General features: G+C 63.7%; 20 protein-coding genes. 12 read left to right on the top strand and 8 right to left on the bottom strand.

The annotated features are described in order from the left end of the window. Window positions 1-3: 3 nt before the first annotated feature. On the bottom strand, window positions 4-702 hold the full coding sequence (locus tag IM701_RS13985) for a hypothetical protein (RefSeq protein WP_193827269.1): 699 nt from the start codon (window positions 700-702) through the stop codon (window positions 4-6). A gap of 171 nt (window positions 703-873) precedes the next feature. Between IM701_RS13985 and IM701_RS13980 the strand changes: the two genes are divergently transcribed. Further along, window positions 874-2,382 carry a YifB family Mg chelatase-like AAA ATPase gene (locus IM701_RS13980; protein WP_193827268.1) on the top strand — a complete coding sequence of 503 codons (1,509 nt, stop codon included), beginning with the start codon at window positions 874-876 and terminating at the stop codon, window positions 2,380-2,382. A 2-nt stretch (window positions 2,383-2,384) separates the two neighbouring features. Here IM701_RS13980 and IM701_RS13975 read toward each other — a convergent pair whose 3' ends face one another. Beyond that, on the bottom strand, window positions 2,385-2,633 hold the full coding sequence (locus tag IM701_RS13975) for a GlsB/YeaQ/YmgE family stress response membrane protein (protein ID WP_039333578.1): 249 nt from the start codon (window positions 2,631-2,633) through the stop codon (window positions 2,385-2,387). A gap of 493 nt (window positions 2,634-3,126) precedes the next feature. Here IM701_RS13975 and IM701_RS13970 point away from each other — a divergent pair, with 493 nt between their 5' ends. Both IM701_RS13970 and IM701_RS13965 read left to right on the top strand, forming a co-directional pair. Then, on the top strand, window positions 3,127-5,130 hold the full coding sequence (locus IM701_RS13970; RefSeq protein ID WP_039333748.1) for a ribonucleoside-diphosphate reductase subunit alpha: 2,004 nt from the start codon (window positions 3,127-3,129) through the stop codon (window positions 5,128-5,130). 245 nt (window positions 5,131-5,375) lie between these two features. After that, on the top strand, window positions 5,376-5,753 hold the full coding sequence (locus IM701_RS13965) for a PepSY domain-containing protein (protein ID WP_193827267.1): 378 nt from the start codon (window positions 5,376-5,378) through the stop codon (window positions 5,751-5,753). Between the two features lie 308 nt (window positions 5,754-6,061). Here the strand turns inward: IM701_RS13965 and IM701_RS13960 are convergent, their stop codons facing one another. Continuing rightward, window positions 6,062-6,334: a DUF2171 domain-containing protein gene (locus tag IM701_RS13960; RefSeq protein WP_039333750.1), complete on the bottom strand. Its 273-nt coding sequence runs from the start codon at window positions 6,332-6,334 to the stop codon at window positions 6,062-6,064. Window positions 6,335-6,918: 584 nt separating this feature from the next. Between IM701_RS13960 and IM701_RS13955 the strand changes: the two genes are divergently transcribed. The 8 genes from IM701_RS13955 to IM701_RS13920 all read left to right on the top strand — a co-directional run bounded on the left by IM701_RS13955 (window position 6,919) and on the right by IM701_RS13920 (window position 10,357). Next, complete coding sequence (locus tag IM701_RS13955; protein WP_039333582.1) at window positions 6,919-7,974, top strand: ribonucleotide-diphosphate reductase subunit beta; 1,056 nt, start codon at window positions 6,919-6,921, stop codon at window positions 7,972-7,974. A 26-nt stretch (window positions 7,975-8,000) separates the two neighbouring features. Further along, on the top strand, window positions 8,001-8,243 hold the full coding sequence (locus IM701_RS13950; protein ID WP_193827266.1) for a DUF4160 domain-containing protein: 243 nt from the start codon (window positions 8,001-8,003) through the stop codon (window positions 8,241-8,243). After that, window positions 8,227-8,481, top strand: a complete 255-nt coding sequence (locus IM701_RS13945; protein ID WP_193827265.1) for a DUF2442 domain-containing protein — start codon at window positions 8,227-8,229, stop codon at window positions 8,479-8,481. Before IM701_RS13950 ends, IM701_RS13945 begins: the two co-directional genes overlap by 17 nt. A 246-nt stretch (window positions 8,482-8,727) precedes the next feature. Next, complete coding sequence (locus IM701_RS13940) at window positions 8,728-9,213, top strand: nucleotidyltransferase substrate binding protein (RefSeq protein WP_230487863.1); 486 nt, start codon at window positions 8,728-8,730, stop codon at window positions 9,211-9,213. Continuing rightward, window positions 9,210-9,515, top strand: a complete 306-nt coding sequence (locus IM701_RS13935; RefSeq protein ID WP_193827264.1) for a nucleotidyltransferase family protein — start codon at window positions 9,210-9,212, stop codon at window positions 9,513-9,515. The genes IM701_RS13940 and IM701_RS13935 overlap by 4 nt, the downstream gene beginning before the upstream one ends. 14 nt (window positions 9,516-9,529) lie before the next feature. Next, the gene (locus tag IM701_RS13930) at window positions 9,530-9,811 is read left to right on the top strand and encodes a hypothetical protein (RefSeq protein ID WP_193827263.1); all 282 of its coding nucleotides are present in this window, start codon (window positions 9,530-9,532) and stop codon (window positions 9,809-9,811) included. Then, window positions 9,783-10,109 carry a DUF1294 domain-containing protein gene (locus IM701_RS13925; protein ID WP_230487716.1) on the top strand — a complete coding sequence of 109 codons (327 nt, stop codon included), beginning with the start codon at window positions 9,783-9,785 and terminating at the stop codon, window positions 10,107-10,109. Before IM701_RS13930 ends, IM701_RS13925 begins: the two co-directional genes overlap by 29 nt. Before the next feature lie 65 nt (window positions 10,110-10,174). Then, entirely contained in the window at window positions 10,175-10,357 is a 183-nt protein-coding gene (locus IM701_RS13920; protein WP_039333589.1) for a hypothetical protein, read from the top strand. Window positions 10,358-10,447: 90 nt separating this feature from the next. On the opposite strand, the gene IM701_RS21930 is transcribed toward IM701_RS13920, so the two are convergent. Continuing rightward, window positions 10,448-10,537 (bottom strand): PEP-CTERM sorting domain-containing protein, encoded by a 90-nt coding sequence (locus IM701_RS21930; protein WP_230487715.1) that lies wholly within the window; start codon window positions 10,535-10,537, stop codon window positions 10,448-10,450. Between the two features lie 4 nt (window positions 10,538-10,541). Here IM701_RS21930 and IM701_RS21925 point away from each other — a divergent pair, with 4 nt between their 5' ends. Continuing rightward, window positions 10,542-11,174 (top strand): hypothetical protein, encoded by a 633-nt coding sequence (locus IM701_RS21925; protein WP_230487714.1) that lies wholly within the window; start codon window positions 10,542-10,544, stop codon window positions 11,172-11,174. A gap of 569 nt (window positions 11,175-11,743) precedes the next feature. On the opposite strand, the gene ruvB is transcribed toward IM701_RS21925, so the two are convergent. Genes ruvB through IM701_RS13895 form a run of 4 tightly spaced genes read right to left on the bottom strand, consistent with a single transcriptional unit; the run spans window position 11,744 to window position 14,121 of the window. Beyond that, window positions 11,744-12,772 (bottom strand): Holliday junction branch migration DNA helicase RuvB, encoded by a 1,029-nt coding sequence (ruvB, locus tag IM701_RS13910; protein WP_039333591.1) that lies wholly within the window; start codon window positions 12,770-12,772, stop codon window positions 11,744-11,746. Then, on the bottom strand, window positions 12,769-13,065 hold the full coding sequence (locus IM701_RS13905; RefSeq protein ID WP_193827261.1) for a type II toxin-antitoxin system RelE/ParE family toxin: 297 nt from the start codon (window positions 13,063-13,065) through the stop codon (window positions 12,769-12,771). The genes ruvB and IM701_RS13905 overlap by 4 nt, the downstream gene beginning before the upstream one ends. After that, window positions 13,058-13,306 (bottom strand): hypothetical protein, encoded by a 249-nt coding sequence (locus IM701_RS13900; protein WP_062345920.1) that lies wholly within the window; start codon window positions 13,304-13,306, stop codon window positions 13,058-13,060. The genes IM701_RS13905 and IM701_RS13900 overlap by 8 nt, the downstream gene beginning before the upstream one ends. After that, entirely contained in the window at window positions 13,303-14,121 is an 819-nt protein-coding gene (locus IM701_RS13895) for a hypothetical protein (RefSeq protein ID WP_193827260.1), read from the bottom strand. The genes IM701_RS13900 and IM701_RS13895 overlap by 4 nt, the downstream gene beginning before the upstream one ends.

The raw sequence follows: 14,121 nt of genomic DNA, 5'->3' as shown, positions 1-14,121 counted from the left end.
TCGTCAGTTGAGCGCTGCGTATTGCGCCAGATCGGCGGTGCCGAGCGTCAGGATCTGATCGTTCGGCACCGAGTTGGTCAGCGCGTAGAACGCCGAGGCCTTGTCCGGCCCAAGGCCCATTTCGCGGTAGTAGTCGAGGTACGCGCGGTTGACCGGGTCGGACGCACTGAAATCGTCCGGCTCGAGACCCTCATCGTCGATCCAAGAATGGACCACGAACTCGGCATCGGGCGCAGCGCTGCGGCTCGCTCCCGCAAGGAACAGCTCGACCGCGCCCGAGCGGACCGAGCCGTGTTCCGGCACGCGCGTCGCGATGCCGCGGGCGCGGATCATGCGGCCGAGGCGCAGGTTCGCGTGATCGTCCACCGTGCCGGGGCAGTCCGGCATTTCGAGCATCCGAATGCCGGGGAAGGCGCGCAGCATCTTCTGGAAGTCGGCAGGCGAATAGCTGTCGGTTTCGGCGACGAGTGCGGCCCGGCTGCCATCCAGCACCTCGAACGGCCCGAAGCTGGCGACGCCCTTCACATCGGCGCGGGGCAGCCCGGCGATGCGTTCGGAGCCCGGCTCTTCGACTTCGACGACCGTCGTCTCGGTCCATGTGACGCCATTCTCCACCCAGGTCCTCGTAGTCACCCCGCGCGCAAGCACCGGCTGGCAGGCGAGAATGGCGAAGATCGCGGGAAGAAGCGCGCGGCGGAGCATGGTCAGCCTTCTCCGCGCGCGCGGATTGCCGAATTGCCAAGGGACGCGGTTAAGATCGCCTCACCATGACCCGCGACCGGCTGCGAATGCCTCGAAAATGGCCGCATCCCGCCACCGTACTGGCCGCACCGCTGCTAGGCTAAGTAGCATTGCGGATGGAGTGCAGGATCGATGGTCGCGCTGGTGTCGACGGTGGCCTATCTCGGGCTCGAGGCGCGCGCCGTCGAAGTGCAGTGCCAGGTGGCGCCCGGTTTGCCCGCGTTCCGGCTCGTCGGCCTGCCCGACAAGGCGGTGGGCGAAAGCCGGGAGCGGGTTTCCTCGGCGCTTTCCGCACTCGGTCTCGCATTGCCGCCCAAACGGATTACGGTGAACCTTTCGCCGGCGGATCTGCCCAAGGAAGGCTCGCACTACGATCTCCCGATCGCGCTCGCTTTGCTCGCCGCGATGGGGGTGGTCGATCTCGAACAGATCGCGGACTATGTGGCAGTGGGAGAGCTGGCATTGGATGGCCGCGTGCTGCCATCACCTGGCGTGCTGCTCGCCGCGCTTCATGCCAGCGGTGAAGAGAAGGGCCTGATCTGTCCTGCCGCGCAAGGGCCCGAGGCGCGCTGGGCCAGCGGGATCGACGTGATCGCTGCACCGGACCTCATCGGCCTGCTCAATCACCTGAAGGGGCAGCACCGCCTCCCCCAGCCTTCTCAGGGCGTGGCAGAGCCACCGCGTCGCATGGCCGATCTCAAGCAGGTCAAGGGCCAGGAAACCGCCAAGCGGGCGCTGGAGATTGCGGCGGCTGGCGGGCATAATCTGCTGATGATCGGGCCGCCGGGCGCGGGCAAGTCGCTGATGGCCTCGTGCCTGCCCGGCATCCTGCCTGAGCTGACCCCGTCCGAGGCGCTCGAGGTGTCGATGGTGGCGTCGGTGGCCGGCACGCTCGAGGACGGCCGCATCAGCCGCGCCCGGCCGTTCCGGGCTCCCCACCATTCCGCTTCCATGGCCGCCTTGACCGGGGGCGGGCTGAAAGTGCGTCCCGGCGAAGTGAGCCTTGCGCACCTCGGCGTCCTGTTCCTCGACGAACTGCCCGAGTTTCAGCGCGCCGTGCTCGATTCCCTGCGCCAGCCGCTGGAGACGGGCGAGGTGACCGTGGCCCGCGCCAACGCGCACGTGACCTTCCCGGCGCGCGTGCAGCTGATCGCGGCGATGAACCCGTGCCGCTGCGGCCATCTGGGCGATCCGGCGCTGGGGTGCAGCCGTGCCCCCCGCTGTGCCGGCGACTATCAGTCCAAGGTGTCAGGCCCGCTGCTTGATCGCATAGACCTCCATGTCGAGGTCGATCCGGTCTCCGCGGCGGATCTGGCGCTTCCGCCGCCTGCAGAAGGTTCCGACCAGGTGGCCGCGCGGGTGGCGCGGGCGAGGGCGCTGCAAGTTGCCCGGCTCGAGGGCACCAACGCCCGCAGCAACGCCGAGCTTAACGGCGATCTGCTGGACATCCACGCAACTCCGGACGAACCCGGGCGCAAGCTGCTCGCACAGGCTGCCGAAGCGATGCGCCTCTCCGCGCGCGGCTATACCCGCATGCTGCGCGTGGCGCGGACGATCGCCGATCTGGCCGGCGCGGACACAGTGGGTCGCATCCATGTGGCCGAAGCGCTCAGCTATCGCCGCATTGCGCCTCGGGCTTAGGCTTAAAGATTGCGCCCAAGGAAGATGAGCAGCATCGCTCCGATGACCGAGGCGAGGCAGCCTGCGCGGTTCACGCCTTCGCCGAACGTCCGTCCGCTGCGCCAACTGGCGAACAGGCCTGCGACAAGCGCGCCGCCTACCCCCAGCAGCACGGTCTTGAGCATGCCGATGTCGACGTCGCCGGGATAGAAGAACCGCGCCAGCACGCCGACCACCAGACCGGTGAAGACAATCGAGATCAGATTCAGCACACCTGCACTCCGTTCCTGTGGACACCACATATGGTGCCGGTTGACGCTCTCTTGTCCACAAGTTGGTGGCCAACCCGAAAAATATTTCGACCGGTGTCGTTTCGCCCTTGAAGTGCAGGAAAGTCCACGCGTCGCTGCACTGCACAATAGCTCTTCTGGCGACGAAGCGAATCGCACGTGCGACGAATCGAGTCTCCCTGCGGATGTTTACCCTCTTGTGTCTGAATCCGGTTGAGGCACTATGGGTTGTGGTCGGGCTTCAGGGGGACCTCTAAACCTAGTTTAGAGCGCTTGGGCGTGTTTTGCGCGCAATGGCAACGCATTGCCTGCGCGCATGGCACACGGGGCCGTGATCGGGAATTCTGGAGCCGAGCGCCTGCGGAACAACATGTTCCACTTTCGTTCCGTCTCTTGTAGGATTGGGCCACTCGCCCGATTCGAGTGTCGATTGATCGCCCGGGCCTTGGCTGCGGGGTGCGAACGGGGGTTGAACGTGGATTTCAGAACTGGAGACGGCTCCGTGGTTGCGCAGGACGAACTGGCGCTTGCAGGCGCTCCGGCTGCGGCCGGTGAAGCAAAGGCGATGGATATGGACGCCAAGGACGCAGGCAGCGAAGCACTTGTCGCAGGCATGGCCGCCACCGTCGCAGCGGCTGCCGTTGCGGCCGCGCCGGTCAGCGATTCCAAGAAGGTCAATCCGCGCCGCTTTACCATCGTGACGGATGACAGCCGCGATGCGCGCCTGACCGATTTCGGCAAGGACACGCTGGACGACCGCTACCTGCTCCCCGGCGAGAAGTATCAGGACCTGTTCGCGCGCGTGGCCGATGCCTATGCCGACGATCAGGAGCACGCCCAGCGTCTCTACGACTACATCTCGAAGCTGTGGTTCATGCCGGCCACGCCGGTTCTGTCGAACGGCGGCACCGGGCGCGGCCTTCCGATCTCGTGCTACCTCAACTCGGTCGATGACAGCCTCGAAGGCATTGTCGCGACGTGGAACGAGAACGTCTGGCTCGCCTCGCGCGGCGGCGGCATCGGCACCTATTGGGGCAAGGTCCGCGGCATCGGCGAGAGCGTCGGCCTCAACGGCAAGACCAGCGGCATCATCCCCTTCGTGCGCGTGATGGATTCGCTGACGCTGGCGATCAGCCAGGGTTCGCTGCGGCGCGGTTCGGCGGCCTGCTATCTCGACGTTTCGCACCCGGAAATCGAGGAGTTCCTCGAGATCCGCAAACCTTCGGGTGACTTCAACCGCAAGGCGCTGAACCTCCATCATGGCGTGCTGCTGACCGACGAATTCATGGAAGCCGTGCGCGATGGCACGGAATTCCACCTGCGCAGCCCCAAGGACGGCTCGATTCGCAGCACGGTCGATGCGCGTTCGCTGTTCCAGAAGCTCGTTGAAACCCGCCTTGCCACGGGCGAGCCCTACATTGTGTTCAACGACACGGTGAACCGCATGATGCCCAAGCATCACCGCGACCTGGGGCTGAAGGTCTCGACCTCGAACCTCTGCTCGGAAATCACCCTGCCGACGGGCCGCGATCACCTCGGCAACGATCGTACCGCGGTGTGCTGCCTGTCCTCGCTCAACCTTGAAACCTGGGACGAGTGGAACGGCGACAAGCGCTTCATCGAGGACGTGCTGCGCTTCCTCGACAACGTGCTGCAGGACTACATCGACCGCGCGCCCAGCGAGATGGCCCGTGCCAAGTACTCGGCCATGCGCGAACGCTCGGTCGGCATGGGCGTGATGGGCTTCCACTCCTTCCTCCAGCTCAAGGGCATCGCCTTTGAATCGGCGATGGCCAAGGCGTGGAACCTCAAGATGTTCAAACACGTCGCCGCCAAGGCGGACGAGGCTTCGATCCTGCTCGCGCAGGAACGCGGTGCATGTCCGGACGCTGCCGAAATGGGCGTGATGCAGCGCTTCTCCTGCAAGATGGCGATTGCGCCGACCGCGTCGATCTCGATCATCTGCGGCGGCACCTCTGCCTGCATCGAGCCGATCCCGGCCAACATCTACACGCACAAGACCCTGTCGGGCTCGTTCGTGGTCAAGAACCCCTATCTGCAGAAGCTTCTGGCCGAAAAGAGCAAGGATTCCACCAACGTGTGGAACTCGATCCTCGAGCAGGGTGGCTCGGTCCAGCATCTCGATTTCCTCAGCCCTGAGGAAAAGGCGATCTACAAGACCAGCTTCGAGATCGACCAGCGCTGGCTGCTCGAATTCGCGGCAGACCGCACGCCCTACATCGACCAGGCCCAGTCGCTGAACCTCTACATCCCGGCCGATGTCGACAAGTGGGACCTGATGATGCTCCACTTCCAGGCGTGGGAGAAGGGCATCAAGAGCCTCTATTACCTCCGCTCCAAGTCGGTCCAGCGCGCAGGCTTCGCCGGCGGCGTCGAGGCGGACAACACCGCGCAGGCCCCCAAGATCGAACTCTCGGCCGGCCAGACCGACTACGAGGAATGCCTGGCCTGCCAGTGATGGTGGTGCCAGCCATGCCCTTCGCCTAGGCGAACCCATGCTCCGTCCGGCAGTCTCTATGCGTCACAAGACGTCTGACCGACTGCCGGGCAGCACATCCCCGTTACACCCCGCGACACTTTGCGGCTGGCGCTTCCATGCGACAATCCGCGACAAGACTTGTGCTTGCACGATCCCGGTCAGGCCCGCTAAGGCGGATTTGTCTAATCTTGCGATCAATTCGCATTATCAAAGGGGTTCGTTTCATGCGCAAGTGGCACCGCTGGATCACGGTGTTCTTCGGGGTCTTCATGATCTGGATGGCGTTCACCGGCGTCGCCAGCCACGTGACCGCGCTCTGGCCAGCGGGCGAGCAGGCCGGGCCTCCGCCGGTTCCGCAGGGCTTCGTCTGCCCCGAAACCATGATGTGCCGGCCCAAGGCGCCTCCGGGCGGGATGAAGTCGCTGGTCGGCTGGTTCCACCACCTGCATTCGGGCGAGGAATTCGGACCCGTGGGCACGGCGATATCGCTGATGACCGGTGTGGCGCTGCTGTTCTTCAGCATCTCGGGCCTGTGGATGTACTTCTCGATGTGGAAGAACCGCAAGGACCGCAGCCTCAAGCCCGGCTGGTTCTGGAAGTAAGCGAGTCTTCGCTGGTTGCGCCCCTGACGTCCGTCAGGGGCTTGCGGCACCGGCCCGCTCCCCCGCCCGGCCACCCATTCAGGGTACTCTCGTGGGTAGCCGGGCGGGGGAGCGGGCCGGTGCCGCTAGGAAAGCCCGGATGGGCTTTTCGCACCCCGCAAACAAAGAAAAACGCCCCGCCTTTCGGCGGAGCGCTCTCCGGTCGCGTGGCACGACCTGGTCCCGAAGGGGGCGGGACGTTCTTGCGATCCGGCACCCGGCGATCCGCCGGGACAGGACAGCGGGAAGGCCTCGCTGCCTTTCCGGACTTATTCTTCCTCGAGCATGCCCCAGGCCACATCGCCGTTCGCCGAAAGGCGAACCTTGTCGCCTTCGATTTCGGCGACGAGCCCGGTGGAGAGGTAATGATGGTGGCCGGAATGGGTTCCACCTTCGAAACCCGCGCCGGAGTCCTTCTTGGTCAGCTTGATCCGGTCGCCATCGACGCCATCGACCGTGCCGATGTGCACGCCATCGGCGCCGATCACTTCCATATGCTCTCGGATGCCCGAAGTGCGTTCGGTGCTGTTGCCGTAGCCCATCTGCTCGCCCGCCTGCCCGCCGCCCATCTGGCGCTGGCCCGCGTCGAACTGGACCTGTTGGCCCTCGGTGCCGGAATTGTCGGAACGCGAGCTGTTGGGGCCCTGGTTCTGCCGTTCGGACTGCTGGCCCATCTGGCCACCGGTGTAGTCGCCGCTCCAGCGGTCGCCGCCGGTCTGCTGGTCGGCACCTCCGGGGCTGCGGATGCCTTCCTGACGGTCGGCCTGGCCGGTTCCGCCCTGCTGTTGCTGCTGCCGCTCGCTGGCATTGGCGCCGGTGACGTTGCGGGAATCGTTCGGCTCGTACTCGCCCATGGCAATTCTCCTGCGAATTCTATGAAGTTTCACGGGCGCTGCCGATCGCGCGCCCTTGCCTTCACAACCGTGCGCCGGGTCCGCCGTTCCGCTTCGAAACCGGGCGCAGCGCCAGTCCGATGGCCCCTGTCGCCGGGCCGAGGGTTCCTGCCCCAAAGGGCACGATACAATCGCGTCGAAAACCCCGCCACTATCCCCCGCAAAGGCCGCGCCCGCGCTTTTGCCTGACCGCATCAGACCTTACATTCAAAGAATCAGCACAGGACACCGCCATGCCCCTTCTTGAAGCCCGCCCGACCTACAAGCCCTTCGAATATCCCTGGGCCTACGAATTCTGGAAGCGCCAGCAGCAGATCCACTGGATGCCCGAAGAGGTGCCGTTGGGCGAGGATTGCCGCGATTGGGCGCAGAAGATCTCGGATCACGAGCGCAACCTGCTCACGCAGATCTTCCGCTTCTTCACCCAGGCCGACGTGGAAGTGCAGAACTGCTACCACGAACAATACGGCCGCGTGTTCAAGCCGACCGAGATCAAGATGATGCTCGCCGCCTTCTCCAACATGGAGACGGTGCACATCGCCGCCTATTCGCACCTGCTCGACACCATCGGCATGCCTGAAAGCGAATACGGCATGTTCCTCGAATACGAGGAGCTGAAGGCCAAGCACGATTACCTGCAGACCTTCGGCGTCGACAACGACGAGGACATCGCCCGCACGCTGGCCATGTTCGGCGGCTTCACCGAGGGCCTGCAGCTCTTCGCCAGCTTCGCCATGCTGATGAACTTCCCGCGCTTCAACAAGATGAAGGGCATGGGCCAGATCGTTTCGTGGTCGGTCCGCGATGAATCGCTCCACTGCGAAGGCATCACCCGCCTGTTCCACGCCTTCGTGAAAGAGCGCGGCTGCCTGACCAAGGCGGTGAAGGAAGACATCATCGACTGCTGCCAGAAGACAGTGCGCCTCGAAGATGCCTTCATCGATCTCGCCTTCGAACAAGGCCCGGTCCCGGGCATGAGCGCCAAGGAAATCAAGCGCTACATCCGCTACATCGCCGACTGGCGCCTGTCGCAGCTCGGCCTGCCCGCAATCTACATGATCGAAGACCACCCGCTGCCCTGGCTCGCCCCGCTCCTCAACGGCGTCGAACACGCCAACTTCTTCGAAACCCGCGCCACGGAATACTCGAAGGCGGCGACCAAGGGCGACTGGAACACGGTGTGGTCGAGCTTCGACAAGCGGCGTACGGCGAAGTCGGCGGCGAATGTCGAAGCGCCGGTCGAGGTGGACGTCGACATGTTCGGCGCTGCGGGGATTGCGGCGGAGTGATTGACGTCCTGGAGAGGTGAGAAGCGGTGCCAAAAGTCTTTGACTGGAACGGTTACCGCTTCCATTTCTTCTCAAACGAAGGTGATCCGCGCGAGCCTGCGCATATCCACGTCACCAAGGGCCGCGACACGGCGAAATTCTGGCTTAGCCCTGAGGTCAGCCTGGCTTATGATCGCGGCTTCCCGCCCCGCGTGCTTTCGCAACTGGTTCGTGTTATCGAAGAGCGGCGCGAAGAACTCGAAAGGGCATGGAATGACTATTTCGCCTGAGCCCCTGTCCGTCCGTTTCGACGACCATTGCCTGTGGGTCGAACTCGACGACGGCCGCACAATCGGCGCGCCACTCGCGTGGTTCCCACGCCTGCTTCATGCGTCCGAAGCTGACAGATCAGCATTTTTCATGAGCCGGGACGGCATCCACTGGGAAGGGCTGGACGAGGACATTTCGATTGCGGGTCTGCTAGCGGGGCGTGGCGACCGCATGGGAGTGCACAAAGCAGCAGCCTGACAGCGCACCTCCGCTCACCCCATGGAACGGCAAAGTCCCTCGTTGACGTGGGCTTCCCAGGTGGCACCTTGTGATTGGTCAATCAAAGGGAGCGATTATGTATGATGCGCCAGACGGCGGGCAGGCGTCTTATGACATTCTATTGGAAGCCACGCCCGCTGGCGATCGTCTCGCACGTTCGCTAGTGATACCGGTAGGCAAATACGCCCTCTCAATCCCCGACCCCGAACATGGCGCTTGGACGACGTGGAGAGACATTTCTCCGCCAGACACAGGCTGGAACACCCGCTTCCTGATAGGGCAACGCGAACTGCAGGGCAACGAAGTGCAAGATGTCGTGCGGTTTGCACCTTCTCGGACGTCATCGCCCGCCTAGACGAAGGATTCGAGCGCTATCGGAGTGACGAAAGCGATGCGCAGATCCGCGATGGGCTGATCCAGCGGTTCGAGTTTACCTACGACCTTGCCCACAAGATGCTCCGCAGCGCGCTCGAAGCGGGGGCGGCCAATCCCGAGGAGATTGACCGGCGGACCTTCCCGGACCTGATCCGCACCGGGGTGGAGCAGGGGCTGGTCGCAGGGCAATGGCCCGAGTGGCGCACATTCCGCGAGATGCGCAACATCACCTCGCACACGTATGACGAGGCCAAGGCGGTGCAGGTGGTCGCCGCGATCCCTGCCGTTCTTGCCGAAGCGCGTGGCCTGCTGGACCGCTTGCAGGCGCGGGCGTGACCAGCCTGCTACAGTTGACGCCAGAGGAAATCGACGACGTGCGCACGATCCTGCGTCACTGCCTGCCGGATCGCGTTGCGGTCCGCGCCTTCGGCAGTCGCGCCACCGGAAAGGCCAAGCCCTGGTCCGACCTCGATCTTTCCTTTGAGGCAAAGGAAGCGTTGCTGCTCTCGGTCATGGCGCTCCTGCGCGAGGCTTTCGATGAGTCGGCCCTGCCATGGAAAGTCGACCTCGTGGACTATCGCACCGTATCGGCCGAATTCGCAGCGATCATCGATCGTGACGGCTTGGCCGTTCTCTGACATAGCGCCTCCCCATGGAACTCGACGACCAGCTCCGCCGCTATTTCGGCAGCGATGACTTTGCAGCGATTACCCCTGCCGCGATGGAAGCGGGTATCGAGAAGATGCTCGTCGATTTCGGGCTGGAGAAGGACCTCGCGCGCCGCTTCGGGCTGTGGTCGCTGCTGCACATGCTTGGCAGCGCGCCCGATCTCGACGTGGCGTTCAAGCACGCTGAGGACCGTGATGCGGCGCGCAACTTCATGGACATGATGGCCAAGGCTCACGATGGAATCGATGCTGGAAGCGCTGGCTGATCTGCCGCTGCTCAAGATCGCCGCTGGCTGGCTCCTGCTCGTCAACCTGCAGACTTTCACAGCCTTCTGGTTCGACAAGCGCGCGGCGCTGCGCGGGTTCTGGCGTACGTCCGAAGCAAACCTACTCATGGGGGCGTTCCTCGGAGGTACGCCCGGTGCCTTCTTGGCCCGGCGGGTGTTCCGGCACAAGACGCGCAAGCAGCCTTTCGTCAGCCGGCTCAAGACCATTGCCTTCCTGCAGATCGTGGCGATTGGCGGCGCGATGGGCTGGTATGCCGCCGGCATCCTTCAGGTTTGAGGCAATCGCCGTTTGACGGCGCCGGTCGAAGCGCGCACTCTCCGATCGGGAGAGAGGATCGAGCTATGCCGGCACTGTTCTGGGGGTTTGTCGCAATCGTGGTGCTCGTGCTGGGGCTGGCGCTTATTGCGCTCAAGCCGCAGGCAGATACGCCGGAACGGCGCCGGAAATCCGGCGACAGCTCGGGCGGCATGTGGTGGGCGACCGACGCCGGAAGCGGCGATTGCGGTGATGGCGGCTGCGATTAGAGCAAGAGAATAGCGGACAAGCAAAAAGGGCGGCTTCCCCCCGGACGCCGCCCTTCCCGTAACCCGCTGACGCGGGCCGAATAGTGTGCCTCAGGCCTTCTTCGGCTTGCCGTAGCGACGGCGGGCGACCAGGCCCGCGGCAGCCGCGCCGAACAGGATCACCATCGAAGGCTCGGGCACTTCGGTGCCGCTGCTGGTCGACGAGGTCGTCGTCGTCGTGCCGCCGTTCGAACTGGACGAAGACGTCGAGGACGAGGTTGACGACGAGGTCGAGGAAGACGTCGACGAGGACGTGGAGCTTGAGGTCGAACTGGACGTGGACGACGAGGTCGACGAGCTCGAGGTGACGTTGCCCGAGGACGTCGAGGTTGACGAACTGGTGCTCACGTTGCCCGACGAGGTGCTGACGTTCCCGCTCGAGGTTGAGACGTTGCCGCTGCTGGTGCTGACGTTGCCGGAGCTGGTGCTGACCGATCCGCTCGACGTGCTGACATTGCCGGACGACGTCGAGGTCGAGGTGGAAACGCCGCCGGTCGAAGTCGAGACGCCGCCGGTGGTGGTCGAACTGGTGATGCCGCCCGAACTGGTCGAGGTCGATCCCCCCGACGTTGTCGACGAAGTGGAGCCGCCCGAGGTGGAGGTGGAACCGGTGCTGGTCGACGAGACGACTACGCTGCCACCGCCGCCGCTGCTGCCGCCGAAGAACCCGCCAAAGAAGCCGCCGCCAAAGCCGCCGATGCCGCCGCCGCCGATCACCACGGGCACCCCGCCGCTACCGGTCGATCCGGTCGGCTGCGGCGGCATCGGTGGCATGTAGGGAACCGGCACCATCGCCATCTGCGGCGCGGGCTCGCAAGTCTTGGTGGTGGTCGTCGTCACGATCCGGCGGGCGCGGTGGATTTCGCGCTTGGCCGGGCGCTTCGCGATCCGCTTGGCGGGCTTGGTCGTCTTGACCTTCACGGGCTTGACGTGGTGGATCTCGCCCTTCGAGGGCGCTTCCGAAACGTGCACGGCGCCGCCGCCGAGCATCGCCCCGCCCGCTGCAGCCGCCGCCAGTTTTGCCAATGCCATCCGAACCGACATGATCGTTGCTTCCGTTTCGTATCTTTGCGGAAGGCGCTAACAGACGCGGGTTAATGCTCTGCTGACCCTTCCTTACCGATCGAGGAACGCAGATGGGGCGCGCGGGGGCAATGGCGTTAACCGTGTTGTCAGCCTTGAATCTGCCCGAAAACGGGACCGGAGCGGGGGGACGGTTAACTCTGTGCCAGAATGGGACCGAATGCCCTGCGAGGATGAAGCTTTGAATCCAACTCTACGGCAACTCCCCCACAACTCACCCCTAACTCTCCTGCAACTTTCGCGCGTGGAGGGCAGACTCGGGCGCTAGTCTGCCTGGTCGAAAAGCGAGGGTGTCGAGCCGGTCGGCGGAGTGAGGCCAAGGTGCTGCCATCCCCGGTCGTTGAGGCAGCGCCCCCGCGCCGTGCGCGCGATCATGCCGAGCTGGATCAGATAGGGTTCGATCACTTCCTCGATCGTGTCGCGCGGCTCGGACAGGCCGGCGGCGAGCGTCTCGACGCCGACCGGCCCGCCCTTGTAGATGTCGGCGATCATCGTCAGGTAGCGGCGGTCCTGCAGGTCGAGGCCGATCTTGTCGACCTCGAGCCGGGTCAGCGCGTTGTCGGCAATGGATTGCGTGATCTTGTCCGCGCCTGCCACCTGCGCGAAGTCGCGGACACGGCGCAGCAGGCGGCCGGCGACACGCGGGGTGCCGCGCGAGCGGCGGGCGATTTCGGTGGCGCCGCCCTTGTCGATGCCGATGCCCATGAGGCTGGCCCCGCGCGCCACGACGCGCTCCAGTTCCTCGACCGAGTAGAACTGCAGGCGCACCGGGATGCCGAAGCGGTCGCGCAAGGGGGTCTGCAGCAGGCCCTGCCGCGTCGTCGCGCCGATCAGGGTAAAGGGCGGCAGGTCGATCCGCACCGAGCGGGCCGAAGGGCCTTCGCCGATCATCAGATCGAGCGCGCGGTCCTCCATTGCCGGATAGAGTACTTCCTCGACCACGGGATTGAGGCGGTGGATCTCGTCGATGAACAGGACGTCGCCGTGTTCGAGATTGGTCAGCAGCGCCGCCAGATCGCCTGCCTTGGCGATGACCGGGCCGGAGGTGGCGCGGAAATTGACGCCGAGTTCGCGCGCGATGATCTGCGCGAGCGTGGTCTTGCCTAGGCCCGGCGGCCCGAAGAACAGCACGTGATCCATCGCCTCGCGCCGCATCTTGGCGCTTTCGATGAAGACCTGCAGGTTGTCCTTGGCCGCCGCCTGCCCGACGAATTCGGCCAGCGTCTTGGGCCGCAGCGCGGCGTCCTGATCCTCGATCTGCGAGGCGGCGGAAAGGAGGGGGTTATCAGTCATTGAAAATCGGAATCCTGAACATCGCGGGCGACATGGAACACGCGCAGAACCTCGACGTCCCCGTTTTCTATCACGTAATATAGACGATGCTGTCGGTAGCGGATCGTCCGTACACCATCACCGAGTTCCGGAGCCGACGGGCCTGAGCGTGGATAGCGGCGCAAGCGGGCGAACACGCTGCCAAAGCCACGAGAGTATGCATCAGCGAGTTCGCTGCCGAAGTTCGTTACGCCGTATTCGTCGATCTCATCAAGGTCTGCCAATGCTGCCGCGGTCAGCCGGACGTCAGCCATGCCGTGCCCGGCGGGCTGCGATGATTTCTTCGATCAGGTCTTCAGGTTCGCCCTCGACAATGCCGGAAGCAGCACCTTCCGCGATCTGCTCGCGCAACCATTCCAGCCGATGGGAGCGTTCCTGTTCCTTGCGAACAAGATCGCGCAGGAAATCGCCCACGTCGACGTAATCCCCGGCCGATGCCCGCCGCTCGAGCCATTGGAGCATGGAATCGGGGATGGAAAAGCTGAGGTCGGTCATGGCTGGATCATACCGGGTTGGGAGTTTGGTGGCAAAGAAAGGGGCAAAGGTCTTTCCTTTAATTGACCAACCCCATCGGTCATCGGTGCGAGCATTGTGACTTCGGCTCCGGTGTCCGTGACGATAAGTCTGAACCTTGCGCCCCGAACTGCTACCGACGAGACCTTGTTTACTGCAGGAAAAGAGTATTCCTCCGACCTTTGACCAAAATTCGGATCTACCTCATCCCATCGAACCCTGACTTGTGCGTCGCGGACACCAAGATATACAAGTCGATGTATTGGAAGGTCACCAGAGACTTCTTCGCCCAGATTTACTAATTCGTAGGACGGATCTTTTTTCTTCATCTTTCGAGACCAAATGGTGCGAAATCCATTATATACGGAGTTATCTACAAACCATTCTGCTTCGCCGTTGGGACTTATCCTAATCCCGACACTGTCACCCGGTCGGATCACAGACCCCAGCAAACCATGAGAGGCCTTGAATGCTCCGTCTTTCGGAGCAAAGTAACGCCATCCATCCTCGTGCGGCGCCACGGGAACAAGCAGAGGGTCCATTAACTCAAAGGAAAACGGAAACCCCATTGCGCCTGCCATGCTGCTTCGGAATGGTCTCTCCAGTTTGATTCCGACAGTCGGTACGGAAGTGAATTCCGTGTAGAACGTCTGACCAGCGGTTACGACTACCGCTTCATTTTCCCGAGGAGCGTACTTGCGTTTGACCTGCCCCGAAGCAGGCAAAAAGCTCGAAATAGTCAAAACCACGGTCAGGAGAAGGCGCATAGCAATCTTCAGTGACGTTGAGCTTTCCAT

This window comes from Novosphingobium sp. ES2-1 (genome assembly GCF_015169775.1).
Classification (GTDB): Bacteria; Pseudomonadota; Alphaproteobacteria; order Sphingomonadales; family Sphingomonadaceae; genus Novosphingobium; species Novosphingobium subterraneum.
This window is presented reverse-complemented; position numbering and strand designations above follow the sequence as displayed.